Annotated in this window: 21 protein-coding genes and 3 tRNA genes; 3 read left to right on the plus strand and 21 right to left on the minus strand. The window is 61.3% G+C overall.

The window, feature by feature from the left end:
* Nucleotides 1-60: 60 nt before the first annotated feature.
* The 14 genes from purF to leuC form a co-directional block, all read right to left on the minus strand.
* Nucleotides 61-1566, minus strand: coding sequence for an amidophosphoribosyltransferase (gene purF, locus ACDZ94_RS22315; RefSeq protein WP_064453243.1), 1506 nt, complete (start codon nucleotides 1564-1566; stop codon nucleotides 61-63).
* 41 nt (nucleotides 1567-1607) lie between these two features.
* On the minus strand, nucleotides 1608-2165 hold the full coding sequence (locus ACDZ94_RS22320) for a CvpA family protein (protein WP_003212681.1): 558 nt from the start codon (nucleotides 2163-2165) through the stop codon (nucleotides 1608-1610).
* 247 nt (nucleotides 2166-2412) lie between these two features.
* Nucleotides 2413-3069 (minus strand): SPOR domain-containing protein, encoded by a 657-nt coding sequence (locus ACDZ94_RS22325; RefSeq protein WP_432750841.1) that lies wholly within the window; start codon nucleotides 3067-3069, stop codon nucleotides 2413-2415.
* Nucleotides 3053-4360: a bifunctional tetrahydrofolate synthase/dihydrofolate synthase gene (gene folC / locus ACDZ94_RS22330; RefSeq protein ID WP_432750842.1), complete on the minus strand. Its 1308-nt coding sequence runs from the start codon at nucleotides 4358-4360 to the stop codon at nucleotides 3053-3055. Before folC ends, ACDZ94_RS22325 begins: the two co-directional genes overlap by 17 nt.
* Entirely contained in the window at nucleotides 4357-5277 is a 921-nt protein-coding gene (gene accD / locus ACDZ94_RS22335; protein ID WP_064453246.1) for an acetyl-CoA carboxylase, carboxyltransferase subunit beta, read from the minus strand. Before accD ends, folC begins: the two co-directional genes overlap by 4 nt.
* A gap of 245 nt (nucleotides 5278-5522) precedes the next feature.
* Nucleotides 5523-6155, minus strand: a complete 633-nt coding sequence (locus tag ACDZ94_RS22340) for a phosphoribosylanthranilate isomerase (RefSeq protein WP_064453247.1) — start codon at nucleotides 6153-6155, stop codon at nucleotides 5523-5525.
* 63 nt (nucleotides 6156-6218) lie between these two features.
* Nucleotides 6219-7043, minus strand: a complete 825-nt coding sequence (truA, locus tag ACDZ94_RS22345; protein WP_064453248.1) for a tRNA pseudouridine(38-40) synthase TruA — start codon at nucleotides 7041-7043, stop codon at nucleotides 6219-6221.
* A 233-nt stretch (nucleotides 7044-7276) separates the two neighbouring features.
* Entirely contained in the window at nucleotides 7277-9880 is a 2604-nt protein-coding gene (locus ACDZ94_RS22350) for a FimV/HubP family polar landmark protein (RefSeq protein WP_432750843.1), read from the minus strand.
* 161 nt (nucleotides 9881-10041) lie between these two features.
* Nucleotides 10042-11052: an aspartate-semialdehyde dehydrogenase gene (locus tag ACDZ94_RS22355; protein WP_432750844.1), complete on the minus strand. Its 1011-nt coding sequence runs from the start codon at nucleotides 11050-11052 to the stop codon at nucleotides 10042-10044.
* A gap of 250 nt (nucleotides 11053-11302) precedes the next feature.
* Complete coding sequence (gene asd / locus ACDZ94_RS22360; RefSeq protein WP_053257089.1) at nucleotides 11303-12415, minus strand: aspartate-semialdehyde dehydrogenase; 1113 nt, start codon at nucleotides 12413-12415, stop codon at nucleotides 11303-11305.
* A gap of 64 nt (nucleotides 12416-12479) precedes the next feature.
* Nucleotides 12480-13562 carry a 3-isopropylmalate dehydrogenase gene (leuB, locus tag ACDZ94_RS22365; protein ID WP_064453251.1) on the minus strand — a complete coding sequence of 361 codons (1083 nt, stop codon included), beginning with the start codon at nucleotides 13560-13562 and terminating at the stop codon, nucleotides 12480-12482.
* Between the two features lie 52 nt (nucleotides 13563-13614).
* Nucleotides 13615-14379 carry a class I SAM-dependent methyltransferase gene (locus ACDZ94_RS22370; protein ID WP_432750845.1) on the minus strand — a complete coding sequence of 255 codons (765 nt, stop codon included), beginning with the start codon at nucleotides 14377-14379 and terminating at the stop codon, nucleotides 13615-13617.
* A 147-nt stretch (nucleotides 14380-14526) separates the two neighbouring features.
* On the minus strand, nucleotides 14527-15171 hold the full coding sequence (gene leuD / locus ACDZ94_RS22375; RefSeq protein WP_053257092.1) for a 3-isopropylmalate dehydratase small subunit: 645 nt from the start codon (nucleotides 15169-15171) through the stop codon (nucleotides 14527-14529).
* 10 nt (nucleotides 15172-15181) lie between these two features.
* On the minus strand, nucleotides 15182-16600 hold the full coding sequence (gene leuC / locus ACDZ94_RS22380) for a 3-isopropylmalate dehydratase large subunit (RefSeq protein ID WP_064453254.1): 1419 nt from the start codon (nucleotides 16598-16600) through the stop codon (nucleotides 15182-15184).
* Nucleotides 16601-16747: 147 nt separating this feature from the next.
* Here leuC and ACDZ94_RS22385 point away from each other — a divergent pair, with 147 nt between their 5' ends.
* Both ACDZ94_RS22385 and ACDZ94_RS22390 read left to right on the plus strand, forming a co-directional pair.
* The gene (locus tag ACDZ94_RS22385) at nucleotides 16748-17638 is read left to right on the plus strand and encodes a LysR family transcriptional regulator (protein ID WP_064453255.1); all 891 of its coding nucleotides are present in this window, start codon (nucleotides 16748-16750) and stop codon (nucleotides 17636-17638) included.
* 66 nt (nucleotides 17639-17704) lie between these two features.
* Entirely contained in the window at nucleotides 17705-20983 is a 3279-nt protein-coding gene (locus ACDZ94_RS22390) for an EAL domain-containing protein (protein ID WP_064453256.1), read from the plus strand.
* Nucleotides 20984-21028: 45 nt separating this feature from the next.
* On the opposite strand, the gene ACDZ94_RS22395 is transcribed toward ACDZ94_RS22390, so the two are convergent.
* The 4 genes from ACDZ94_RS22395 to ACDZ94_RS22410 are packed head-to-tail and all read right to left on the minus strand — an operon-like array spanning nucleotide 21029 to nucleotide 23910.
* Nucleotides 21029-21991 carry a tRNA dihydrouridine synthase gene (locus ACDZ94_RS22395; RefSeq protein ID WP_432750846.1) on the minus strand — a complete coding sequence of 321 codons (963 nt, stop codon included), beginning with the start codon at nucleotides 21989-21991 and terminating at the stop codon, nucleotides 21029-21031.
* A 55-nt stretch (nucleotides 21992-22046) separates the two neighbouring features.
* Entirely contained in the window at nucleotides 22047-22481 is a 435-nt protein-coding gene (locus ACDZ94_RS22400) for an acyl-CoA thioesterase (RefSeq protein ID WP_221295254.1), read from the minus strand.
* Between the two features lie 39 nt (nucleotides 22482-22520).
* Nucleotides 22521-23354 carry an alpha/beta hydrolase gene (locus ACDZ94_RS22405; protein WP_064453258.1) on the minus strand — a complete coding sequence of 278 codons (834 nt, stop codon included), beginning with the start codon at nucleotides 23352-23354 and terminating at the stop codon, nucleotides 22521-22523.
* 16 nt (nucleotides 23355-23370) lie between these two features.
* On the minus strand, nucleotides 23371-23910 hold the full coding sequence (locus ACDZ94_RS22410; protein WP_064453259.1) for a TetR/AcrR family transcriptional regulator: 540 nt from the start codon (nucleotides 23908-23910) through the stop codon (nucleotides 23371-23373).
* Between the two features lie 63 nt (nucleotides 23911-23973).
* Between ACDZ94_RS22410 and ACDZ94_RS22415 the strand changes: the two genes are divergently transcribed.
* Nucleotides 23974-24168 (plus strand): hypothetical protein, encoded by a 195-nt coding sequence (locus ACDZ94_RS22415; RefSeq protein WP_432750847.1) that lies wholly within the window; start codon nucleotides 23974-23976, stop codon nucleotides 24166-24168.
* Between the two features lie 30 nt (nucleotides 24169-24198).
* On the opposite strand, the gene ACDZ94_RS22420 is transcribed toward ACDZ94_RS22415, so the two are convergent.
* From ACDZ94_RS22420 to ACDZ94_RS22430, 3 genes are all read right to left on the minus strand, one after another.
* Nucleotides 24199-24274: transfer RNA gene (locus ACDZ94_RS22420), tRNA-Glu, on the minus strand.
* 79 nt (nucleotides 24275-24353) lie between these two features.
* Nucleotides 24354-24429, minus strand: a tRNA-Ala gene (locus tag ACDZ94_RS22425).
* Between the two features lie 50 nt (nucleotides 24430-24479).
* Nucleotides 24480-24555 (minus strand) — tRNA-Glu (locus ACDZ94_RS22430).
* Nucleotides 24556-24579: the final 24 nt, after the last annotated feature.

Raw genomic sequence — 24579 nt, forward strand, 5'->3', positions numbered from 1 at the left:
GACTCCTCACTCAATTCTTTATTTAAGATACAAAACCGGCCCCTCAGGGCCGGTGTTTACTCAGTTGTTGTACAGATCGATGATCGCGCTGACCGCCTGGGTCTTGATCTTCGACGAGTCGTTACGCGCCTGCTCGATCTTGTTCAGGTAAGCCTCATCGACATCACCGGTCACATACTTGCCGTCGAACACGGCGCAGTCGAACTGCTCGATCTTGATCTTGCCACCGCCGACCGCTTCGATCAGGTCCGGCAGGTCCTGATAGATCAGCCAGTCGGCGCCAATCAGGTCGGCCACGTCCTGGGTCGAACGGTTGTGGGCGATCAGTTCGTGGGCGCTCGGCATGTCGATACCGTACACGTTCGGGTAACGCACGGCAGGCGCGGCGGAACAGAAGTACACGTTCTTCGCACCGGCTTCGCGGGCCATCTGGATAATCTGCTTGCACGTGGTGCCGCGTACGATGGAGTCGTCCACCAGCATCACGTTCTTGCCACGAAATTCCAGCTCGATGGCATTGAGCTTCTGGCGGACCGACTTCTTGCGCGCTGCCTGGCCCGGCATGATGAAGGTACGGCCGATGTAGCGGTTCTTGACGAAACCTTCGCGGAACTTGACGCCCAGATGGTTGGCCAGCTCCAGCGCAGCGGTACGGCTGGTGTCCGGAATCGGGATCACCACGTCGATATCGTGCTCTGGACGTTCGCGCAGGATCTTCTCGGCCAGCTTCTCGCCCATGCGCAGACGCGCCTTGTAGACCGAAACGCCATCAATGATCGAATCCGGACGCGCCAGGTAGACGTGTTCGAAGATGCACGGGGTGAGTTTCGGCGCCACAGCACACTGACGGGTATGCAGCTTGCCATCTTCGGTGATGTACACCGCTTCGCCCGGGGCCAGGTCACGGATCAGGGTGAAGCCCAGCACGTCCAGGGACACACTTTCGGAAGCGATCATGTACTCGACGCCCTCGTCGGTGTGACGCTGGCCGAACACGATCGGGCGGATGCCGTGGGGGTCGCGGAAACCGACGATGCCATAACCGGTGATCATGGCCACCACCGCGTAGCCACCGACGCAACGGTTGTGCACATCAGTGACGGCAGCGAACACATCTTCTTCGGTCGGCTGCAACTTGCCACGCTGGGCCAGCTCGTGAGCGAACACGTTAAGCAGCACTTCCGAGTCGGAGTTGGTGTTGACGTGGCGCAGGTCAGATTCGTAAATCTCCTTGGCCAGCTGTTCAACGTTGGTCAGGTTACCGTTGTGCGCCAGGGTGATGCCATAAGGCGAGTTGACGTAAAACGGTTGAGCTTCGGCCGAAGTCGAGCTACCGGCAGTCGGGTAACGCACATGGCCAATGCCCATGTGCCCGACGAGGCGTTGCATGTGACGCTGATGGAACACGTCACGCACCAGGCCATTGTCCTTGCGCAGGAATAACCGGCCGTCGTGGCTGGTCACAATACCGGCAGCGTCCTGGCCGCGGTGCTGGAGGACGGTTAGCGCGTCATACAGCGCCTGATTGACGTTCGACTTACCGACGATACCGACGATGCCACACATGCGACGCAACCCCTACTTAATGAATCTTGACTGAACACAGCTTACTGAGGCGTTTTGGCCGGTAAAAGGTGTTCCTTGAACGGAAGATCAGCGGGTACGCTGATTCCGCTGGCCAGCCACTGACTGCTCCACCCCAGAATGAGGTTCTTGGACCAGTCTGCAACCAATAGAAATTTTGGCACGAGTACCGACTCCTGCCACCACGAATCCTGCTGTACCGGCCCCAGGCTCAACAGCCCGACCGCCACAACCACCAGCAGGCCGCCACGCGCGGCGCCGAAGGCCATGCCGAGAAATCGATCGGTCCCGGAGAGGCCGGTGACACGTATCAACTCGCCAATAAGATAATTGACCATTGCCCCCACCAGCAGCGTGGCGATGAACATGATGGCGCAGCCCGCGATAACGCGGGCCGAAGGTGTTTCGATATACCCGGCCAGGTAAACCGACAGTGAACCACCGAACATCCAGGCTACGACTCCTGCGATGATCCAAGTCAGCAACGACAGTGCTTCTTTTACGAAGCCGCGGCTTAGACTGATCAAAGCGGAGATGGCGACGATTGCAACGATCGCCCAATCAACCCAGGTAAATGGCACAGTGCAGCCTACGTACGGATAAGGCGGCGCATTTTAGCAGAGCGCCGGGCTATCGGTAAGCTGTGATTACGGGTGCTTTGCAAATCAATGGGTTGTGAAGAGCGAACGCTATCTTAAGACCACTAAAAAACCAATGTGGGAGCGGGCTTGCTCGCGAATGCGGTGCGTCAGATACACATTCAGTGACTGACACTCCGTATTCACGAGCAAGCCCGCTCCCACATTTGAACCGCATTCCCGCTTAAAATCAGCCGCGCTCAGGCTGGAAACGCACCACAAAACCATTGAGATTCTGCTGCCGGCCCAACAAGTCCCGCAGGCGATCCGCCTCGGCACGCTCGATCAGCGGCCCGATAAACACCCGGTTCTTGCCGTCGGCGCTACGGATATAGGCGTTGTAGCCCTGGGTACGCAGCTTTTTCTGCAAGGCTTCGGCGCTCTCGCGGTTGGCCAGGCTGGCGAGCTGGATCGACCAACTGATCGGCAAGCCATTCGGATCGATACGGCTCTGCCCCACATCAGGCTTACCCGGCGCAGCCGGTTGCGGCGCTACTGGCTTGGGCGCAGGCGCGGGCGCAACAGGCTTGGCGGCAACGACCGGGGCCGGAGCAGGCTTGACCACAGGAACACTCGGCTGTATCGGCTGGGTCGGCGCCTGCTGCGCAGCGATTTCCTCGTCGGTCGGCACCGGCTCTTGCGGCAGCGCCTGCGGCTCGGGCACCACCACCGGCTCAACCTGAACCTGAGGGACCGCAGGCGCCTGGGGCGCGGCCGGCGCCTCGACGACTATCTGGCGCTGTTCGTCCTGACGGGAAAACAGCATCGGCAGAAAAATCACCGCCAACGCCACCAACACCAGGGCCCCAACCATTCGCTGCTTGTATGCGCTATCCAGTAATGCCATGTGCAGCTTCCTCCGTGGAGCGCCGGGCCAACCACTCGAGCGCCTCGGCAACACAATAAAATGATCCGAACAACAGAATTTCGTCCTCGGCCGTGGCCACCGCGCATTGCGCTTCAAGTGCCGCGGTGACGCTTGCATACGACGCCACCGATGCGCCAAGGTTCTGCAAGGCGATTTCCAGCTCGGCGGCCGGACGAGTGCGCGGCGTATCCAGCGGCGCTACCGCCCACGCCTGGACATTGCTCAGCAACGGCGCGACCACGCCGTCCAGGTCTTTATCGGCCAACAGCCCGAACACCGCCAAACGGCGACCAGCCGGTGGCGTGCGCGACAGGCGCTGTGCCAGGTATTCGGCAGCGTGCGGGTTGTGCCCCACATCCAGCAGCAGATTCAAACGCTTGCCCGCCCACTCGAACGTGCGGCGATCCAGACGCCCAACCACACGAGTCGCCTGCAATGTCGCAGCAATCTGCTCGGCATTCCACGGCAAATCCATCAGCAAGTAGGCTTGCAGCGCGAGCGCAGCGTTTTCCATCGGCAGGTTCAGCAGCGGCAAATCACGCAACTCTACAACTTGCCCACGCACATCACGCCCGCGCCATTGCCAATGCTGGTTGCCAATCTCGAGATTGAATTCGCGCCCCCGCAGGAAAAACGGGCAATCCAGTTCACGCACCTTATCGAGCAAGGTATGCGGCGGGTTCAGGTCGCCACACAGCGCAGGCTTGCCCTGACGGAAGATACCAGCCTTTTCATAGGCTACTGACTCGCGGGTATTACCCAGGTAGTCGGCATGGTCAACGCCAATGCTGGTGACCAGCGCGAGGTCGGCATCCACCACGTTGACCGTGTCCAGACGCCCACCCAGGCCAACTTCCAGGACAACCACATCCAACTGCGCACGCTCGAACATCCAGAACGCCGCCAAGGTGCCCATCTCGAAGTAAGTCAGGGATATCTCACCACGCCCGACGTCCAGCGCGGCGAAGGCTTCGCAGAGCTGCTCGTCAGTGGCTTCGACGCCATTGAGCTGCACCCGCTCGTTGTAACGCAACAGGTGCGGGGAGTTGTACACGCCCACCTTCAGCCCTTGAGCCTGCAGCAGCGCCGCGACAAAGGCGCAGGTAGAGCCTTTGCCGTTGGTGCCGGTCACCGTGACCACGCGCGGTGCCGGCCGGCCCAACCCAAGGCGGGCCGCTACCTGTTGCGAGCGCTCCAGGCCCATGTCGATGGCGGACGGATGCAATTGCTCAAGGTAGGCGAGCCATTCGCCCAGGGTACGCTGGGTCATAGGTTTGCAGGCACCGGCGGCACGACGATTGGCTCGACTTTAGGCGCGATGTACACCGGTGTCGGCAGGCCCATCATTTGCGCCAGCAGGTTACCCAGGCGTGGACGCAGCTCGCCACGGGCGATGATCATGTCGATGGCGCCATGCTCAAGCAGGAATTCGCTGCGCTGGAAACCTTCCGGCAGCTTTTCGCGAACGGTTTGTTCAATCACGCGCGGGCCGGCAAAGCCGATCAGGGCCTTCGGCTCACCGACGATCACATCACCCAGCATCGCCAGGCTGGCGGAAACGCCGCCGTAGACCGGGTCGGTCAGCACGGAGATGAACGGAATGCCTTCTTCGCGCAGACGCGCCAGTACCGCGGAGGTCTTGGCCATTTGCATCAGGGAGATCAGCGCTTCCTGCATACGCGCGCCACCTGAGGCGGCGAAGCAGATCATCGGGCAACGGTTTTCCAGGGCGTAGTTGGCGGCACGTACGAAACGCTCACCCACGATGGCGCCCATGGAACCGCCCATGAAGGAGAACTCAAACGCGGACACGACAACCGGCATGCCCAGCAGCTTGCCGCTGACCGAAATCAGCGCGTCCTTCTCACCGGTCTGCTTCTGCGCAGCGGTCAGGCGGTCCTTGTACTTCTTGCCGTCGCGGAACTTGAGCCGGTCAACCGGCTCCAGGTCGGCGCCCAGCTCGTTACGGCCATCGGCGTCGAGGAAAATGTCGATGCGGGCGCGGGCGCCGATACGCATGTGATGGTTGCACTTGGGGCAAACGTCCAGGGTCTTTTCCAGCTCGGGGCGGTACAGCACCGCGTCGCAGGATGGGCACTTGTGCCACAGACCTTCAGGAACCGAGCTTTTCTTCACCTCGGAACGCATGATCGAAGGGATCAGTTTGTCTACTAACCAGTTGCTCATGCTTTCTTTCTCCAGTACCGGTGGCTTGAACACAGCCCCGCGTATGCCCTTGAGCTAAATTCATATGTGGCGATGACACATGCTGGACGGGGTCAGACGTTCGACCGGCCATTTCCCGCATGCCTCCTCAGCCTTCCAGACAACCTGCCAGCGCAGGGTTGCCACTTCATTTCCGGGCCTCCCGCAGGCGGCGCCGGTGCTGTTCTACACAGTGGTAGTTATGGACGGCGGCAGACTGTCAGCCGTCACATCGCGCCACTGCTGTTGCGCACGGCCTGCATGAATGCGCGAATCTTCTGGTGATCCTTGATGCCCTTGCCCTGCTCCACCCCACCACTCACGTCCACCGCGTACGGCCTGACCTGCTCGATGGCCGCCCCGACATTGGCCGGGTTGAGGCCACCCGCGAGGATGATCGGCGTCTTCAAGCCTTCGGGAATCAGCGTCCAGTCGAAGGCCTCACCCGTTCCGCCGGGCACACCTTCGACATAGGTGTCCAACAGAATCCCGCGAGCACCAGTATAGGCCGCACAGGCAGCGGCAATGTCATCCCCCGCCTTGACCCGCAGCGCCTTGATATAGGGGCGCTGGTAGCTTTCACACTCGTCGGGGCTTTCATCGCCATGGAATTGCAGCATGTCCAGCTGCACGGCATCCAGGGTTTCGTTGAGTTCGCAGCGACTGGCGTTGACGAACAGCCCCACGGTGGTCACGAACGGCGGCAGCGCGGCAATGATTGCCCGAGCCTGCAACACATTCACCGCCCGTGGGCTTTTGGCATAAAACACGAAACCAATGGCATCCGCCCCCGCCTCGACTGCCGCCAGCGCGTCTTCTATGCGGGTAATCCCGCAAATCTTGCTGCGAACGGCTGACATGTCGTAGAAACCTCAGGGTTGGACCGAGAAAGTCCCGGATGGTAACAAAAGCTTTTCCGGGCGTCAGCCGCCAAGTTCGCTGAAACCTGTGAGGAAGTGTGGCCCGATGAAGCGATCCGGCAACTCGAACTCATCGCGGTATTCCACATCCACCAGGTACAGGCCGAACGGATGCGCCGTCACCCCGCCAGTGCGGCGGATGCGGCTTTCCAGCACTTCCCTGGCCCACTCCACCGGACGCTCGCCGGTGCCGATGGTCATCAGCACACCCGCAATGTTGCGCACCATATGGTGAAGGAAGGCGCCGGCACGGATGTCCAGCACGATCATTTTGCCGTGGCGGGTCACCCGCAGGTGATGGACTTCCTTGATCGGCGATTTGGCCTGGCACTGGCCGGCACGGAAGGCGCTGAAGTCATGCACACCCACCAAATGCTGTGCAGCCTCGGCCATGCGCTCGGCATCCAGGGGACGGTGGTTCCAGGTAATTTCCTGATTAAGGTGCGCCGGGCGGATCTGATCGTTATAGATCACATAGCGGTAGCGCCGGGCAATCGCCTTGAATCGCGCATGAAAATCCGCAGGCATGACCTTGGCCCAGGTGACGCTGACGTCGTGGGGCAAATTGATATTGGCGCCCATCACCCACGCTTTCATCGTGCGCTCGGCCTGGGTATCGAAGTGCACCACCTGGCCACAGGCGTGCACACCCGCGTCGGTACGCCCGGCGCACATCAGCGACACCGGCGAGTCAGCGACTTTCGATAAAGCGTTTTCCAGGGTTTCCTGCACCGTCAATACGCCGGAGGCCTGGCGCTGCCAGCCGCGATAGCGCGAACCTTTGTATTCCACGCCCAGGGCGATGCGGTAAAAGCCTGCGGCCGCCATTTCGGCGGCCGCGTTATCTATATTTGCCAAGAACTGAGAGCCCGATGAGTTGCGCAAAGGCGCCCATTATAAAGGCGGCAGGCGTATGAGGGGCGCTTTTGTTGCACGAGCGTACGCAGTCCTGATGTGGGAGCGGGCTTGCTCGCGAAAGCGGTGGGCCAGCCAACTAATGCATCGACTGACACTCCGCTTTCGCGAGCATGCCCGCTCCCACTCTGGATTTGCATCTTCCTTCAGATTTTGCCAAGCATTTCCTTGGCTTCACCGCGCTGGATTTCATTGCCCTCGGTCAGCACCTCGGAAAGGATGTCCCGCGCGCCGTCGGCATCGCCCATGTCGATGTAGGCCTGGGCCAGGTCCAGCTTGGTGGCGACCTCATCGGTACCGGAAAGGAAGTCGAATTCCGGCTCATCACCGCCCAACGCCGCCTCTTCAGCAGTGAAGGAAGGCTCGATCGGCGGATGCTCCAGGCTCTGGGACAGGCGATCCAGCTCAGCGTTGACGTCATCGAGCTCCGAGGCGAATACCTCGGGCTTGCCGGCGGCAGGCGCTTGCGGCTCATCCGCCAGGGACAGGTCGAAATCTTCCGGCAGGTCAAAGTCGTCCAGCGCGGCAGGCGTCAGGGTCGGCGGCTCAACGGCCGGAACGTCCTTCATCTGGTCTTCAAGACCGGAAAGGAAGTCGTCATCCGACTGCGTGGACGCCGGAGCCTCCAGTTGCAGGTCCAGATCAAAGTCCGACAAATCGTCCGGGCTGGCCTTGGCTTCAGCCTGCTGTTGCAACACAGACTCGAAGCTCAGCTCGTCTTTCGGGTTGACCACGGCCGGTGAAGCGGCTTCCAGATCGTCCAGGCTCAGGTCGAAATCCGTGTCGAACGCCTCTGGCTCCGGGGCCGGAGCAGCGGGTTTGTCTTCCATCAGGTTCTTGACGTATTGGGCGTCCAGGGCTGCTGCAGCCACCGCAGCACTGACGCCCGCCGCCAACACAGCCATGGCCGGGAAGCGGCTTTTGAGCTGCTCGACCTGGGCATGGTTCTCACCATTGGCCACCAGTTGACGCTCCTGGGTAACGAAGCCGTCCTTGTCGCTCTGCAGGCCGTAAACTTCCATCAACTTCAAACGCAGATCGCTTCGCTTGGGCTCGCGCTTGATCGCCTGCTCCAGCACATCGGCCGCCTGGTTCAGGTGACCACGGTCGATATGAGATTGAGCTTGCGCCAACGCATCACTGGAATTTTCCGGAGCGACGGCAACCGCCAGCGGCGAGAGTACCGAGGCAACCGTCGGCGCAACCACGACCGGCTCAACCACCGCAGCGGGCGCAGGCGCAGCAGCCAACTTGACGTTCGGTGGCGTTACTTCAAGGCCTTCGAAGCTGTCTGGTGGCAGGTCGTGATCAATGCTAGGGGAAAATTGCGGTTCTTCGGCCAAAGCCCGCGCCATACGCAGGTGCTTTTCTTCTTCAAGGCGCGCATTGCGATGACGTGCCCACAACAACAGAAGCAACAACACCAGCAAGCCAGCCGCACCGCCGATCACACCCAGGACGATCGGATTAGTCAGCAGATCGTTGAATTTACCTTCGGTGGTGTCAGGCGCGGCATCCGGCTTGATCGGCTCGGGTGCAGCCGGTGCCGGTGCCGGTGTCGGTGCAGCCGCAGCAGGCGCAACTTCGGGCGTTGCTGGAACAGCAGCCGGCGCAGCGGCTGGCTCGCCGGCCAATTGAGCGGGCATCGCCGCAGTCGCCGGCGCCGCCGGGGCGCCGTTTGCTGCCTGCAACCTGGCAAGTTGATCGTTTTTCAGTTGAATCAGCTTTTGCAGCTTGTCCAACTGGCTTTGCAGGTCCGCCGCGCGGCTTTTCAGTTCGGCATTGTCGCGGCGAGTGGTATCCAGTTGTTCCTGGGTCATCGCAAGCTTGTCGTTCAGTGCCCGACCGTCACCCGCCTTGCCCTTCGCGCCTTTCTTGGCAGATTCGGCAGAGACCAGGCTCAAGTTATCCTTCGCGTCGGTGCTCGACGGCGCATTGCCCGCCTGGGCGCGCTTGGTCGCGTCCAGTTGCTGCTTGCCCGCCGCTTGATTGTTGGCCGTGCGACGCCCCTGGCGCCAGGCCGCATTTTGCGCGGTCACTTCGGCAATCGCCTTGGGCTGCGCCAAGGCGGAGGCTTGCTGGCGGTCCGGCAGGCGCAGGACATGGCCAGTTTTCAGGCGATTGATGTTGCCGTCGACAAAGGCGTCAGGGTTGAGCGCCTGAATAGCCAGCATGGTCTGCTGGACCGACGCACCATTACGGTTCTTTGCGGCAATTTCCCACAGGGTGTCGTGAGAAGTCGTGGTGTGCTGAGCGGGTTTGCTGACAGTCGGCGCAGTGCCGGTCGGCGCGCTCAAACGCGGCGCGGGTGCGCTGGCAGTCGGCGTCGGCGTCGGTGCCGACTGCTCAAACTTGGCCGGGTCGAGCAGCACACTGTAGTCGCGCATCAGGCGGCCATTGGGCCATTGCACCTGCAGCAGGAAACGCACATAGGAATCCGGCAGCGGCTTGCTGGACGTGACGCGCACCACGCTGCGGCCGCTAGGGTTGATCACCGGGGTAAACGTCAGGTCATTGAGGAACGCCTGGCGATCAACGCCTGCGTCTACAAACGCCTGGTCGGAGGCCAGGCCCGGGGTAATCTCGGAAGCGGTGAGGCCACCGACATCAAGCAATTCGATTTCCACCGACAACGGCTGGTTCAACTTCGACTTGAGGGTCATCTCCCCAAGCTGCAGCGCCTGCGCCATACCGGAGGACAGCGCCGAGGCGGCCGCTATTGCTAACACCAGTTTGCGAACTTGAACCATAGCCTCATCCTTTGTTTGAACACTCCCCGGCCTGCGAGAAGGTTGGTAACCGCTGCCATAAGGCATGGCGAGCCGATAGGTTACCGACGCGCTTCTGTTCCGCTAGGGACCAAGCATAGCGCTTGGCTAGAATCAATCTACAAATTGCCGCCAAGTATCTTTTACGCAAGGCCTTTTATCAACAACTGCGCCAGTTGCACGGCATTCAATGCGGCGCCTTTGCGTACGTTATCTGACGTCAGCCATAGATTTAGTTCCGCCGGGTCATCCACGCCCGCACGCACTCGACCCACGTAGACCACGTCCTGGCCGACCGCATCGCCCACGGCCGTGGGGTAATCTCCCTCTTCGACCAGCTCAATGCCCGGTGCCGCATCGAGTGCACGGTTGACCGCCGCCAGATCGACTGCCGCGCCCAATTGCAAAGACACAGTCAGGCTATCGCCAAAAAACACCGGCGCTTGAACGCAGGTTGCGGAAATCTTCAGTAAAGGAGTTTCCAGTACCGCACGCAGTTCGTGGACCAGGCGTCGCTCCAGGGCTGTATGACCTTGAGCGTCCGGCGTGCCGACTTGTGCCAGCAAGTTGAAGGCCATCTGCCGATCGAAGAACTTGGGCTCCAGCGGGCGTACGTTCAGCAGCTCTGCGGTTTGTCGAGCCAACTCGCTGACAGCCTCACGGCCCTGGGCAGAGACGGCCAGGTTGGCGGTGACGCTAACGCGCTGAATGTCCAGCAAACGGCGCAGCGGCGCGAGGACTACCGCCAGGTTGGTAGCGGACGGGCTTGGGCTGCCCAGCTGGAAGGGCTTTTTCAGATCGTCCAGCACATGGGCGTTGGCTTCCGGCACCACTTGAGGTGCCTGCTCGGCCGGCAACGCGCCTGAGAGATCGATCACCGAGCAGCCGGCGGCCGTGGCGCGCGGGGCGAAACTCAGGGTTACCGCCGGACCGGCTGCGAAGAACGCCAATTGCGCCTTGCTGAAATCGAATTCATCGACTTCCTTTACCCGCACGTTTTTGCCGCGAAACGGTACTGACGCACCGGCCGAGTTGCTGCCCGCCAGCAGGTACAAGGTGCCCACCGGGAAATCCAGCTCTTCGAGAATCTGCACCAGGGTTTCGCCCACGGTGCCGGTGGCGCCGATCACTGCAATTTCAAAAGTCTGGGTCATGGGGGCTGCCTCGGGCATTGCGGGGGGAGCGGCACTTTACCGGGTGGCTGGGGGTGAGGCAATTAACCTGGGGGTTTGTGCTGTGGCTGCTGGCCCCATCGCGAGCAAGCCCGCCCCCACATTCGACCGCATTTTAACGCTGGAACTCGGTCAAGTGTGGGAGCTGGCTTGCCGGCGATGAGGGCCCTAAAGAACAACAAAAAACCCGCGCCTGTCACCAGAACGCGGGTTTCTTACTTACCAGCAGCGATTACCGCTCCAGCAAAATCCGCAGCATGCGGCGCAGTGGCTCGGCCGCGCCCCACAGCAGTTGGTCGCCAACGGTGAAAGCGCCCAGGTACTGGGTGCCCATGTTCAGCTTGCGCAGACGGCCAACCGGCACATTCAGGGTGCCGGTAACCTTCGTCGGGCTCAGCTCCTGCATGCTGATTTCGCGGTTGTTCGGCACCAGCTTGACCCATGGGTTGTGCTGGCTGATCAGCCCTTCGATATCGGCGATCGGCACGTCTTTGTTCAGTTTGATGGTCAGCGCCTGGCTGTGGCAGCGCATGGCGCCGATACGCACGCAGATACCGTCCACCGGGATCGGGCTCTTGAAGCGGCCCAGAATCTTGTTGGTTTCGGCCTGGGCTTTCCACTCTTCGCGGCTCTGGCCGTTCGGCAGTTCCTTGTCGATCCACGGGATCAGGCTACCGGCCAATGGCACACCGAAGTTCTCGGTCGGGTAGGCCTCGCTGCGCATGGCTTCGGCCACACGGCGGTCGATGTCGAGGATCGCGCTGGCAGGGTCGGCCAGTTGATCGGCAACGGCCGCGTGGGTCGCGCCCATTTGCTTGATCAGTTCGCGCATGTTCTGCGCACCCGCACCGGACGCCGCCTGATAGGTCATGGCGCTCATCCACTCGACCAGGCCCGCTTCGAACAAGCCGCCCAGGCCCATCAGCATCAAGCTGACGGTGCAGTTGCCGCCGACGTAGTTCTTGGTGCCCGCATCCAGTTGCTGGTCGATGACCTTGCGGTTGACCGGGTCGAGGATGATCACGGCGTCGTCCTGCATGCGCAGGCTGGAGGCGGCGTCGATCCAGTAACCCTGCCAGCCGGCTTCGCGCAGCTTGGGGAAGACTTCGCTGGTGTAGTCGCCACCCTGGCAGGTCAGAATCACATCGAGGGTTTTCAGCTCTTCAATGCTGTAGGCGTCCTTGAGCGGGGCGATATCCTTGCCCACGGACGGCCCTTGGCCACCTACGTTCGAAGTGGTGAAAAACACCGGCTCAATAAGATCGAAATCCTGCTCTTCCAGCATCCGCTGCATGAGCACGGAACCGACCATACCGCGCCAACCGATCAGACCTACACGTTTCATCGCAACTACACCTTGTTAAAAAGTGGGCCGCCTTGCAGCAACAACTGCAAGCGGGCCCGAGAGATTACAGATTCCGTAGCGCGGCGACTACTGCGTCGCCCATTTCTTGCGTGCCGACTTTGGTGCAACCCTGTGACCAAATGTCACCGGTGCGCAAGCCTTGATCCAACACCAGGCTTACGGCCTTCTCGATGGCATCGGCCGCGTCGCTCAGGTTGAAGCTGTAACGCAGCATCATCGACACCGACAAAATGGTCGCCAACGGGTTGGCAATGCCCTGCCCAGCGATGTCCGGGGCCGAACCGTGGCAGGGCTCGTACATGCCCTTGTTGTTGGTGTCCAGGGACGCCGACGGCAGCATGCCGATGGAACCGGTGAGCATCGAGGCCTGGTCGGACAGGATGTCGCCGAACAGGTTGTCGGTGACGATCACGTCGAACTGCTTCGGCGCACGCACCAGTTGCATCGCGGCGTTGTCGACGTACATGTGGCTCAGTTCGACGTCCGGGTAGTCCTTGGCCACTTCTTCGACGATTTCGCGCCACAGTTGGCTGGAGGCCAGTACGTTGGCTTTGTCGACGGAGCAGACCTTTTTGCCGCGCACGCGGGCCATGTCGAAACCGACACGGGCGATACGGCGGATTTCGCTCTCGCTGTACGGCAGAGTGTCGTAGGCCTGACGCTCACCATTCTCCAACTCGCGCACGCCACGCGGCGAGCCGAAATAGATACCACCGGTCAGCTCGCGCACGATCAGGATATCCAGGCCCGCCACCACTTCCGGCTTGAGGCTCGACGCGTCGGCCAGTTGCGGGTAGAGGATGGCCGGACGCAGGTTGCCGAACAGGCCCAGTTGCGCGCGAATTTTCAGCAGGCCGCGCTCAGGGCGGATATCACGTTCGATCTTGTCCCATTTCGGGCCGCCCACGGCGCCGAGCAGCACAGCGTCAGCAGCACGGGCACGGTCCAGCGTCTCGTCGGCCAAGGGCACGCCATGCTTGTCGATCGCGGCGCCGCCGATCACGTCGTGGCTCAGTTCGAAGCCCAGGCTGTACTTGGTGTTGGCCAATTCCAGGACTTTGACCGCTTCGGCCATGATTTCCGGACCAATACCGTCGCCAGGAAGAATCAGAATCTGCTTGCTCATGCGTTCCTCATTTCATCAAGCGACCTGCCCGTGGGCAGGTCGGGAAAATTAATCAACGTTCGGCGAAAACCACCAGCACGTCGGTGCTGAAGGTGCCGTCGGCCTGAATCTCGTAGTAATCACGCACTTCCTGGCCCATCGCCTGCTGCAGCTCAAGGATCGCGGTGCGCAAGGCCTGTGGTGTGCGCATGCGTTCGACCCAGGAGGTGTATTCCAGGCGCAGGCGTTGGCGACTGCTGGTGCGCACATGCAGCCCGGCCTCGCTAAGTTGACGCATCCACTCGGCGGCGGAGTAATCGCGCACGTGGCTGGTGTCGCGCAGCACTTCGACGGTTTGCAGGTAAGTGTCCAACAGCGGGCTGCCCGGTGACAAGACGTCGACAAAGGCCGCCACGCCACCTGGCTTGAGTACGCGGCGCACTTCACGCAAAGCCAGGCCGAGGTCGCTCCAGTGGTGGGCCGAGTAACGGCTGAACACGAAGTCGAACTCGCCATCGGCGAATGGCAGGTGTTCAGCGGCGCCGCATACGGTGCGGATGTTGTTCAGGCCGCGATCTACAGCGGCGGCCGCTACCACGTCGAGCATTTGTTGGGACAGGTCGTAGGCCACCACTTCTTTTACCAACGACGCCACTTGGAAACTCACATGCCCGGCACCGCAGCCTAAATCCAGCAGTCGTGCAGCGCCCTGCCCGGCCAGTTCGGCCTGGAGCACCGCGAATTCGGTGCCTTGGGCGTGCACGGCACTGCTCAGGTAGGCCGAGGCTTGCTCGCCGAATTGTTTTTGCACGACTTGGGTGTGGGCGTTGCTGGTCATGGTGAGCGTCCTTGAGACTTGTGTTGTTTGTACTGCCGTCTTCGCGAGCAAGCCCGCTCCCACATTCAACCGAGTTCCTTCAGTTGAAATGCGATCAAATGTGGGAGCGGGCTTGCTCGCGAAGGGGCCAGTCCGGTCTACATAGAATCACGCGTCGCGAAACAACCAGGGCTGGCTGGCCCGGTGCTTGGTTTCAAACGCGGCAATCGCATCGCCGTCCTGCAAGGTCAGGCCGATGTCATCCAGGCCATTGAGCAGGCAGTGCTTACGGAAGGCATCGACTTCAAAGTGATACACCTTGCCGTCCGGGCGCGTAACGGTCTGCGCAGCCAGGTCGACGGTCAGTTGGTAGCCCACATCGGCTTCCACTTGCTTGAACAGCTCATCCACTTCGGCGTCGCTCAAGATGATCGGCAGCAAGCCGTTCTTGAAGCTGTTGTTGAAGAAGATGTCGGCGTAGCTCGGCGCGATGATGCTGCGAAAGCCATATTCTTCCAGGGCCCACGGCGCGTGTTCACGGCTCGAGCCGCAACCGAAGTTCTCGCGGGCCAGCAACACGCTGGCGCCTTGATAACGTTCGGCGTTGAGCACAAAGTCCTTGTTCAGCGGGCGCTTGGAGTTGTCCTGGTAGGCGTAGCCCACGTCCAGGTAGCGCCACTCATCGAACAGGTTGGGGCCAAAACCGGTGCGCTTGATCGACTTCAAGAACTGCTTGGGGATGATCTGGTCGGTGTCGACGTTGGCACGGTCCAACGGCGCTACGAGACCTGTGTGTTGGGTAAAAGCTCTCATCGGGTTTTCCTCAGATCAATTCGCGAACGTCGATGAAACGACCGTTGACGGCAGCTGCAGCGGCCATGGCCGGGCTGACCAGGTGAGTACGCCCACCGGCGCCCTGACGCCCTTCGAAGTTACGGTTGGAGGTGGACGCGCAATGCTCGCCCGATTCCAAACGGTCCGGGTTCATCGCCAGGCACATCGAGCAGCCCGGCTCACGCCATTCAAAACCAGCCTCGAGGAAGATCTTGTCCAGGCCTTCGGCTTCGGCTTGCGCTTTGACCAGGCCCGAGCCTGGCACCACGATGGCTTGTTTGATGGTCGAGGCGACTTTACGGCCTTTGGCGATCACCGCCGCGGCGCGCAGGTCTTCGATCCGCGAGTTGGTGCAGGAACCGATAAACACGCGGTCCAACTGGATGTCGGTAATCGCCTGGTTGGCTTTCAAGCCCATGTATTTCAAGGCGCGCTCGATGGAACCGCGCTTGACCAGGTCGGCCTCTTTAGCCGGGTCCGGCACGTGCTGGTCGACGGCCAGGACCATCTCCGGCGAGGTGCCCCAGCTGACTTGCGGCTTGATCTGCGCAGCGTCGAGCTCGACCACGGTGTCGAACACCGCATCGGCGTCGGAGACCAGGTCTTTCCAGGCTTCGACGGCGGCATCCCAATCGGCGCCTTTCGGTGCGAACGGACGGCCCTTGACGTATTCAACGGTCTTTTCGTCCGCCGCCACCATGCCCACGCGGGCACCGGCTTCGATGGACATGTTGCAGATGGTCATGCGACCTTCAATGGAGAGGTCGCGAATCGCGCTGCCGGCGAACTCGATGGCATGGCCGTTACCACCGGCGGTGCCGATCTTGCCGATCACGGCGAGCACGATGTCCTTGGCAGTCACGCCAAAGGGCAATGTGCCTTCGACCAGGACCAACATGTTCTTCATTTTTTTGGCGACCAGGCACTGGGTGGCGAACACATGTTCCACCTCGGATGTGCCGATGCCATGGGCCAACGCGCCGAACGCACCGTGAGTAGAGGTGTGGGAGTCGCCGCAGACAACAGTCATGCCGGGCAACGTCGCGCCCTGCTCCGGGCCGATCACGTGAACGATGCCTTGGCGCACGTCATTCATCTTGAATTCGGTGATGCCATATTCGTCGCAGTAATCGTCGAGGGTCTGCACCTGAAGGCGCGACACGGTGTCGACGATCGCGTCGATGCCGCCCTTGCGCTCAGGGGTCGTCGGTACGTTGTGGTCCGGGGTGGCGATGATCGAGTCGACGCGCCAGGGCTTGCGCCCGGCCAGCCGCAGGCCTTCGAACGCTTGGGGCGAGGTCACTTCATGGATGATGTGACGGTCGATATAGATCAGCGACGAGCCATCGTCGCGCCGTTTCACTTCATGGGAATCCCAAAGCTTGTCGTAAAGCGTTTTGCCGGCCATCAGTCGGTCCTCATCATCGGTCTTTCTATGCCCCGGGCCTTGAGACATTCAATAACCCTTTGGCTTGTGAGGCTGATGGTATGGCGCTACATTAAATAACTCAAATTCATATTTTTTATGCTTTGGATTACCAACTGGAATACCACAATGGACTTGGCCAACCTCAACGCTTTTATTGCCATCGCCGAGACCGGCAGCTTCTCCGGCGCCGGTGAACGCCTGCACCTGACCCAGCCGGCCATCAGCAAGCGCATTGCCGGCCTGGAGCAACAATTAAAAGTGCGCCTGTTCGATCGCCTGGGCCGTGAAGTCGGCCTGACCGAGGCCGGGCGGGCTTTGCTGCCGCGCGCCTATCAGATTCTCAACGTGCTGGACGATACGCGCCGTGCCCTCACCAACCTGACCGGCGAAGTCAGCGGTCGGCTGACCCTGGCCACCAGCCACCATATCGGCCTGCACCGCCTGCCACCGATCCTGCGCACCTTTACCCGCCAGTACCCCAACGTGGCGCTGGATATTCAGTTCCTCGATTCGGAAGTGGCCTACGAAGAGATTCTGCATGGCCGCGCCGAAGTGGCGGTCATTACCCTAGCGCCTGATCCGCACAATTTAGTCCGCGCCACCCCGGTGTGGGATGACCCCCTGGATTTCGTGGTGGCACCGGAGCACAGCTTGACCGGCAACGGCACTGTCAACCTGGCCGATATTGCCAGGCACCCGGCGGTGTTTCCGGGCGGCAACACCTTTACCCACCACATCGTCAGCCGTCTATTCGAGGCTCAGGGCCTGACGCCGAACATCGCGATGAGCACTAACTATCTGGAAACGATCAAGATGATGGTGTCTATCGGCCTGGCCTGGAGCGTTTTGCCGCGCACCATGCTCGACGATCAGGTGGCAAGCATCGCTTTACCGGGCATACAGCTCAGTCGCCAGCTAGGCTATATCGTGCACACCGAAAGGACGCTGTCGAACGCTGCGCGGGCTTTCATGAGCCTATTGGATGCACAGGTCGATCTGCCAGGGATACCGGCATGAAGCTGTGCGACCCCAAGGTCTGAAACACGCCGCGCCGACCGCCCATTGAGCCAAGGCCCTTTGATAATGCGCAACCCCGTCGACTCCGTGCCGCCCCTGCCCCGCATTTACGCCCTGGACCCTCAAGAGGCGGAACAAAGCTGGGACAATGCCCCGCAATTGCTGGCAGCCCTCAATGCTGCCCGGCTGGGCGCGTGGAGCTGGGAAATCGACACCGGCAGAATCAGTTGGTCAAGGGGCACTCAGGCGCTGTTCGGCTACGATCCTCGGCAACCTTTGCCCAAGGACCTGGAATACCTCGACCTTCTCGCCCCACAGGATCGTGAGCGGGTCGTGCGCGCCTTTCATGCGGTGCTGGCGGGAGAGCCGTTCGAGCAGGCCATGCACCACCATATACAGTGGCCGGATGGCAGCGATCACTGGCTGGAAATCAATGGCAGCCTGATGCCGGACAAGGCCGGTCGGCGCCGCATGATCGGCGTGATCCGCGAGACCACCCGCCAGCGCGAGCGCGAGCGCGCCCTCATGCAGTCGGAAAAACGCTTCGCCACGCTGTTTCACCTGTGCCCCAACATGGTCCTGCTGACCCGTCAATCCGACGGCCTGATCAGCGAAGCCAACCAGTATTTCGAGATACACTTCGGTTGGCCCGTGGCCCACGCGATCGGCCGCACCACGCTGGACCTTGGCCTGTGGCGACAGCCTGAACAACGTGCGCTGTTGGTCAAGGCCACGCAGCGCAAGGGCGAACCCATCACCATGGAAGTGCAGTTCTGCGCCAGCAACGGCCAGATCCACGATGGCACCCTCAGCGCGCAGAAAGTCGAGCTGGAGGGCGAGGCTTACCTGATCAGCACCTTTCTCGACACCACCGAGCGCAAAAACGCCGAGCAAGCCCTCAAGGACAGCCAGGAGCGCCTCGACCTCGCCCTGGATTCGGCGCAACTGGGCACCTGGGACTGGCACATCCCCACCGGCATGCTCTACGGCTCGGCCCGCGCCGCCCAATTGCACGGGCTGCCGCCCGAACCCTTCCACGAGTCGTTCGATGCGTTTTTTGATGGCATGTCGGATGACGACCGCGAAGGCATGCGCAATGCCTATCGCAGCTTGCGTGAAGGCCAGGACGGCAACTATCAGTTGACCTACCGCGTGCTGACGGAGGACGGCAGCCCTCGCTACCTGGAAAGCCGGGCACGCCTCTATCGCGACGAATCCGGCAAACCGCTGCGCATGGCCGGCACCTTGCTCGATATCACCGACCAGGTGGAGCGCGAACAACGCATCACCGCGTCCGAAGAAAAATTCGCCAGCCTGTTCCAGGCCAGCCCCGACCCGATCTGCGTCACGTGCCTGGACAGTGGCGCCTTTATCGAAATCAACCCCGCCTTCACCCAGACCTTTGGCTGGACAGTTGCCGAGGTCATCGACAAAAGCGCTGAGCAGATTGGCCTGTGGGATGAATCGAGCAAGCGCTTGCAGCGTATCGAACGGGTGATCCGCGAGCAGGCGCTGAGCAATGTGGCCATCGTGGTGCACCACAAGAATGGCCAAAGCTTGACCTGCATGATCTCCAGCCGGCTGATCACGGTCGGAGCCCAATCCTGTATCGTCACCACCCTGCGCGATATCACCCAGCAACAACGCTCGGAGGCCGCGCTAAAGGCCAGTGAAGAAAAATTCGCCAAGGCTTTCCATTCCAGTCCCGACGCCATTTCCATTACCGAACGTGACACTGGCCGCTATGTCGAAGTCAACGACGGCTTTTGCCGCCTCACCGGCTATCGCGCCGAAGAAGCTATTGGCCTCACGCTTTACCAGATTGGCATCTGGGCCGATGAAAACCAGCGTGCTGCGCTCTTGGCCGAACTGCAGATCAAAGGTCGTATCCATCATCTGGAAATGCTTTGGCACAACAAACGTGGCGAGGTGCTGGCCGTCGAGGTTTCGGTAGAACCGATCACCCTGAATGAAATGCCGTGCCTGCTGCTGACCGCGCGGGACGTGAGCCTGCTGAAAAACGCCCAGGCGCAGATTCGTCACCTGGCCTATCACGACCCGCTGACCAACCTGCCCAATCGCGCATTACTGATGGATCGCCTGAGCCAGCAGATCGCCCTGCTCAAGCGCCACAACTTACGCGGCGCGTTGCTGTTCCTCGACCTTGACCACTTCAAGCACATCAACGATTCCCTCGGCCACCCGGTGGGCGACACCGTGCTGAAAATCGTCACCGCGCGCCTGGAAGCCAGCGTGCGCATGGAGGACACGGTAGCGCGCCTGGGCGGGGATGAATTTGTGGTACTGCTCAGTGGCCTGGAGGGTACGCGGGCGCAAGTCAGCGCCCAAGTGCAGGAGCTGGCCGATACCCTGCGCGAATTGCTCTCGGAGCCGATGTTCCTCGATGGGCACCGCTTGCAGGTCACGCCCAGTATTGGCGTGGCGCTGATTCCCGACCATGGCTCCACGCCGGCCGACCTGCTTAAACGCGCCGATATCGCGCTGTATCGCGCCAAAGACTCGGGACGCAACACCATACAAATGTTCCACAACAGCATGCAGAAAACCGCCAGCGAGCGCCTGCGCATGGAGACCGACCTGCGCCTGGCCCTGTCACGCGGAGAGTTCAGCGTGCATTACCAGCCCCAAGTGGATGCGCGCGGTAACAAAATCGTCGGCGCCGAGGCGCTGGTGCGCTGGCAACATCCGCAGCTGGGTGCGCAGTCACCGTCCGAATTCATCAAGGTCCTGGAAGACAGCGGCTTGATCCTGGAAGTCGGCACCTGGATTCTCGATCAAGCCTGCGGCGCATTTGCGCAACTGATTGCCGACGGGCTGGTGGACCCACTGAATTTCAGCCTGTGCGTGAACATCAGCCCCCGGCAGTTTCGCCAGAACGACTTTGTGGAGCGGGTGGAGCACAGCCTCAAGCAGTACCATCTGCCCCACAGCCTGCTCAAACTGGAAATCACCGAAGGCATCGTGATCCAGAACCTGGACGATACCGTGGCCAAGATGCGCCGCCTGAAAAAGCTCGGCGTGAGCTTTGCGATGGATGACTTCGGCACCGGCTATTCGTCGTTGACCTACCTCAAGCGCCTGCCGGTGGATGCGCTGAAGATCGACCAGTCCTTTGTGCGCGACGCCACCCACGACCCCAACGACGCAGAAATCATCCGCGCCATTGTGGCCATGGCCCGTAGCCTGAACCTGGACGTGATCGCCGAGGGCGTGGAAACCCCGGAACAACTGGCGTTTCTGCAAAAGCTGGGCTGCCATTTGTACCAGGGGTACCTGCACAGCCGGCCGTTGCCGATCGAGGGGTTCAGGCGTTTGTTGATGTGAGGCATATCCGCCAAGGCCCGTATCGGTTAATACGGGGCCGTCAAACTATCCAGCGGCAACCGGAGCGGGCACGCCCAACAAACGGCCGACCTGTTGCAAGTCGGTTTCCCGACGCATCGCGGTGAACAGCTCCACGGCCTCGGGATAATTGCGTGTCAGCATGGCCAGCCACTGCTTTAAACGACCCGGCGCCTGCTTTTCGGTCAACTGCGCCACCGATTGGCGCCAGAACTCGTGGAGCATCGGCTGCATTTCTGCCCAGGTCATTTCCACCACCTCTTCACCCGCCTTCGCCGCCACAATCTGCCGCGCCAGGTCAGGGCGCGCCACCAGGCCACGGCCGAGCATGATGTCGTCGGCCCCGCTGATTTCGCGGCAACGCTTCCAGTCTTCGACGCTCCAGATATCGCCATTGGCGAACACCGGCACCTTGACCACGTCCTGCACGCGCGGGATCCACTCCCAGTGAGCGGGCGGTTTGTAACCATCGGCCTTGGTCCGTGCATGCACCACAATATGTGCCGCACCGCCTTCTGCCAGGGCCGTGGCGCACACCAGCGCACCGTCCGGGCTGTCGAAACCGAGGCGCATCTTGGCGGTGACCGGAATATGCGCGGGCACTGCGCGGCGTACATGCTCGACAATCTGGTTAAGCAGCTCCGGCTCCTTGAGCAAGACCGCACCGCCACGGGATTTGTTGACGGTCTTGGCCGGGCAACCGAAGTTCAGGTCGATCACCTGCGAACCCAGCTCACAGGCCAACGCGGCGTTTTCCGCCAGGCAGACCGGGTCGGAACCCAGTAACTGCACGCGCAACGGCACACCCGCTGCGGTGTGGGCACCGTGCAGCAGTTCCGGAGCGAGCTTGTGGAAATAGGCCGGAGTGAGCAGGCGGTCGTTGACGCGAATAAATTCGGTCACGCACCAGTCAATACCGCCCACGCGGGTCAACACGTCCCGCAGGATGTTGTCGACCAACCCCTCCATGGGCGCCAAAGCAATTTGCATGGAAAACACTCAACAAAAATCGTGGCGCAGTTTACTGGGTTTCCCAGCGTAACCGTTAACCCCCTGTCAGGGCGGGACCATAGCCGTCGAGAAACTCAGCCGGCATGCGCTTGGGCTTGCCGCTGGACAGCTCGATGCAGACAAAGGTGGTTTGCGCCCGCAGCAAGGTCGCGCCGTCGCGGGGGCGAACCAGTTGGAAGCGGCGGGTCATTTTCAGGCGCTGGTCCCAGTCGACGATCCAGGTAGCCAGTTGCAGCTCATCGCCCTCATAGCCTGCCGCCAGGTAGTCGATCTCATGGCGCACCACGGCCATGGCGCGGTCCAGGCGGCGGTACTCGGTGAGGTCCAGCCCCAAGCGCTGTGAGTGGCGCCAGGCGCAGCGCTCCAGCCAGGACACGTACACCGCGTTATTGGCGTGCCCCAGGCCGTCGATGTCTTCAGCGGCGACCTGCAGATCAATGATAAACGGCGTTGCCAAATCCCAGCTCATGCCTTGCTCCCGTCGATTAATGTCGGCGGGAGCAGTGTATCAGGCGGTTTGCCGCGCCTGTAAACGGCGGCCGGCCAGGAGCGTCAGTACGCCGTCGATCACCCGCGGGTCGGCCAGCACTTTCTGGTGGCCGCCTTGCTCCAGGCGTAGTAGACGGCTGTCGAACCAGGCGTCATGAATGGCTTGAGAGGCTTTGACCGGAACAAAGGTGTCGTCTTCGGCGTGCACGATCAGCCCCGGAATGTTCATCTGGTAGTGAGCGACATCCAAGTGCTTGAGCGGCATGCCGAAGGTCAATTCGACTTCGCGGATGAATGCTGCGCGCGCACGCGCCGGCAACCCCACCCTACCGGCAAAACCACGTAGCACATCGAGGAAACGCGACGGCGCCGCAATGCTGACCAACGCCTCGGTACGCAACCCCAACTGAACCGCCAGCATCGCACTGGCGCCGCCCATGGAATGCCCCACCACTGCATGCAGCGGCGGCAACTCAGCGGCGGCTTCGAGCATGGCGCGAGCAAACAGCAGCACATGCGCTTCACGCCCAGGCGAACGGCCATGGGCCGGCCCATCCAGGGCAATCACCGAATAACCGTTATCCACCAGCGCGGTGATCAGGCTGGCGAACTGCGTGGGGCGCCCTTCCCAACCGTGCATCAGCAACACGGCGGGCCCTTGCCCCCAGCGCAGCGCCGACAGACCGAAACGCAAGGTCATGCGCTCCGATTGCGCCAGCAGCGGCAACTCCCAATCACGCGGCGGCAGGTTGCGAGGCGTCATGAAAGCGCGGCGCAACTTGCTCGCCACCGTGCGCGGCGCCAAGCGACCGACAGTGCCATTGAAACCACGAATCCAGGTTAATGCGCCCACCGTGCGATTCCTCTTTTTAACGTACCGCCGACTTGGCAGCGCGTAAGACGCGGTCCGACAATTCGCCCGGGCCAAGGGCTCGCGCCAACGCCAGGCCGCCGATCATCAGGGCCATATCCGCCAGGGCTTTGTCGGTGTCTTCCGGGCTGGCAGCCAACTGGGCGGCCATCAACTCCGTATGCTCGTTGAGCGCCAGGCGAAACTCATCCGGCAGGCGGCTCATCTCGCCCACCGTTGCCGGGATCGGGCAGGCCTGCTCCGTCGAGTCGCGGTGTTTGCGCGACAGATAGAATGCTGCCACCAGGCCTCTACGCTCCTCGCCGGTCAGTCGTGCGTCCATATCGTCAATGGAGGCACGGCGCCGGGCCAGCAACTGCGTGAAGGCTTCCAGCATCAGCGCATCCTTGCTTTCAAAGTGCGCGTAGAACCCCCCGACCGTGAGCCCGGCCGCCCCCATGACTTCACCGACACTCGGCTCGGCCGGGCCGCGCTGGATCAACGCCGCGCTGGCAGCCTGCAAAATGCGTTCGCGGGTTTGCGCTTTTTTATCGCTCATCGTTGCCTCCGTCGCTCATGGGTTAAATATTATTACCATAATAATATTTCGCAAGCCACCCGCATGACCGCTGGTCCGAGCAGGACAGATGAAAACAATGGAATAAAGCACCTGCCGCAGCCGTTCGCGATGCAGCGAGCCGAAGCCAGCTCGCTGGAAGCCTTGCGCGCCAATGACTGGGTATTCGATGCGGGGTATTGGAGGGGCGTAAAAACCCAAACGCCAGACAAACAAAAGGGCCATTCAATAATTGAATGACCCTTAAAAATCCCGCAGAGCGGGTAATCGTGGCGTCCCCTAGGGGACTCGAACCCCTGTTACCGCCGTGAAAGGGCGGTGTCCTAGGCCACTAGACGAAGGGGACACAAACCTTCTATACAACGTGATCAGGCTGAGTCTGATCAGTTCAAGGACGGTGTGGCCGGAACCTTGAACGTGTAAATTGGTGGAGCTAAACGGGATCGAACCGTTGACCTCTTGCATGCCATGCAAGCGCTCTCCCAGCTGAGCTATAGCCCCGGATTTTTCGCCTCGCGGCGCAGCAGACCTTGCGAGCTGCTTGTTGAAACTGGCGTCCCCTAGGGGACTCGAACCCCTGTTACCGCCGTGAAAGGGCGGTGTCCTAGGCCACTAGACGAAGGGGACAAAACCTTCTGTACAACCTGATCA

The organism is Pseudomonas sp. UBT, assembly GCF_050915955.1.
In the GTDB taxonomy this organism is placed as follows: domain Bacteria; phylum Pseudomonadota; class Gammaproteobacteria; order Pseudomonadales; family Pseudomonadaceae; genus Aquipseudomonas; species Aquipseudomonas antarctica_A.

Excerpts from the sequence above, each read along its gene's own strand:
- purF (WP_064453243.1), bottom strand. The coding sequence starts at position 1,566 with ATGTGTGGCATCGTCGGTATCGTCGGTAAGTCGAACGTCAATCAGGCG.
- ACDZ94_RS22325 (WP_432750841.1), bottom strand. The coding sequence starts at position 3,069 with ATGGCATTACTGGATAGCGCATACAAGCAGCGAATGGTTGGGGCCCTG.
- folC (WP_432750842.1), bottom strand. The coding sequence starts at position 4,360 with ATGACCCAGCGTACCCTGGGCGAATGGCTCGCCTACCTTGAGCAATTG.
- accD (WP_064453246.1), bottom strand. The coding sequence starts at position 5,277 with ATGAGCAACTGGTTAGTAGACAAACTGATCCCTTCGATCATGCGTTCC.
- ACDZ94_RS22340 (WP_064453247.1), bottom strand. The coding sequence starts at position 6,155 with ATGTCAGCCGTTCGCAGCAAGATTTGCGGGATTACCCGCATAGAAGAC.
- truA (WP_064453248.1), bottom strand. The coding sequence starts at position 7,043 with ATGGCGGCCGCAGGCTTTTACCGCATCGCCCTGGGCGTGGAATACAAA.
- ACDZ94_RS22350 (WP_432750843.1), bottom strand. The coding sequence starts at position 9,880 with ATGGTTCAAGTTCGCAAACTGGTGTTAGCAATAGCGGCCGCCTCGGCG.
- ACDZ94_RS22355 (WP_432750844.1), bottom strand. The coding sequence starts at position 11,052 with ATGACCCAGACTTTTGAAATTGCAGTGATCGGCGCCACCGGCACCGTG.
- asd (WP_053257089.1), bottom strand. The coding sequence starts at position 12,415 with ATGAAACGTGTAGGTCTGATCGGTTGGCGCGGTATGGTCGGTTCCGTG.
- leuB (WP_064453251.1), bottom strand. The coding sequence starts at position 13,562 with ATGAGCAAGCAGATTCTGATTCTTCCTGGCGACGGTATTGGTCCGGAA.
- ACDZ94_RS22370 (WP_432750845.1), bottom strand. The coding sequence starts at position 14,379 with ATGACCAGCAACGCCCACACCCAAGTCGTGCAAAAACAATTCGGCGAG.
- leuD (WP_053257092.1), bottom strand. The coding sequence starts at position 15,171 with ATGAGAGCTTTTACCCAACACACAGGTCTCGTAGCGCCGTTGGACCGT.
- leuC (WP_064453254.1), bottom strand. The coding sequence starts at position 16,600 with ATGGCCGGCAAAACGCTTTACGACAAGCTTTGGGATTCCCATGAAGTG.
- ACDZ94_RS22385 (WP_064453255.1), top strand. The coding sequence starts at position 16,748 with ATGGACTTGGCCAACCTCAACGCTTTTATTGCCATCGCCGAGACCGGC.
- ACDZ94_RS22390 (WP_064453256.1), top strand. The coding sequence starts at position 17,705 with ATGCGCAACCCCGTCGACTCCGTGCCGCCCCTGCCCCGCATTTACGCC.
- ACDZ94_RS22395 (WP_432750846.1), bottom strand. The coding sequence starts at position 21,991 with ATGCAAATTGCTTTGGCGCCCATGGAGGGGTTGGTCGACAACATCCTG.
- ACDZ94_RS22400 (WP_221295254.1), bottom strand. The coding sequence starts at position 22,481 with ATGAGCTGGGATTTGGCAACGCCGTTTATCATTGATCTGCAGGTCGCC.
- ACDZ94_RS22410 (WP_064453259.1), bottom strand. The coding sequence starts at position 23,910 with ATGAGCGATAAAAAAGCGCAAACCCGCGAACGCATTTTGCAGGCTGCC.
- ACDZ94_RS22415 (WP_432750847.1), top strand. The coding sequence starts at position 23,974 with ATGACCGCTGGTCCGAGCAGGACAGATGAAAACAATGGAATAAAGCAC.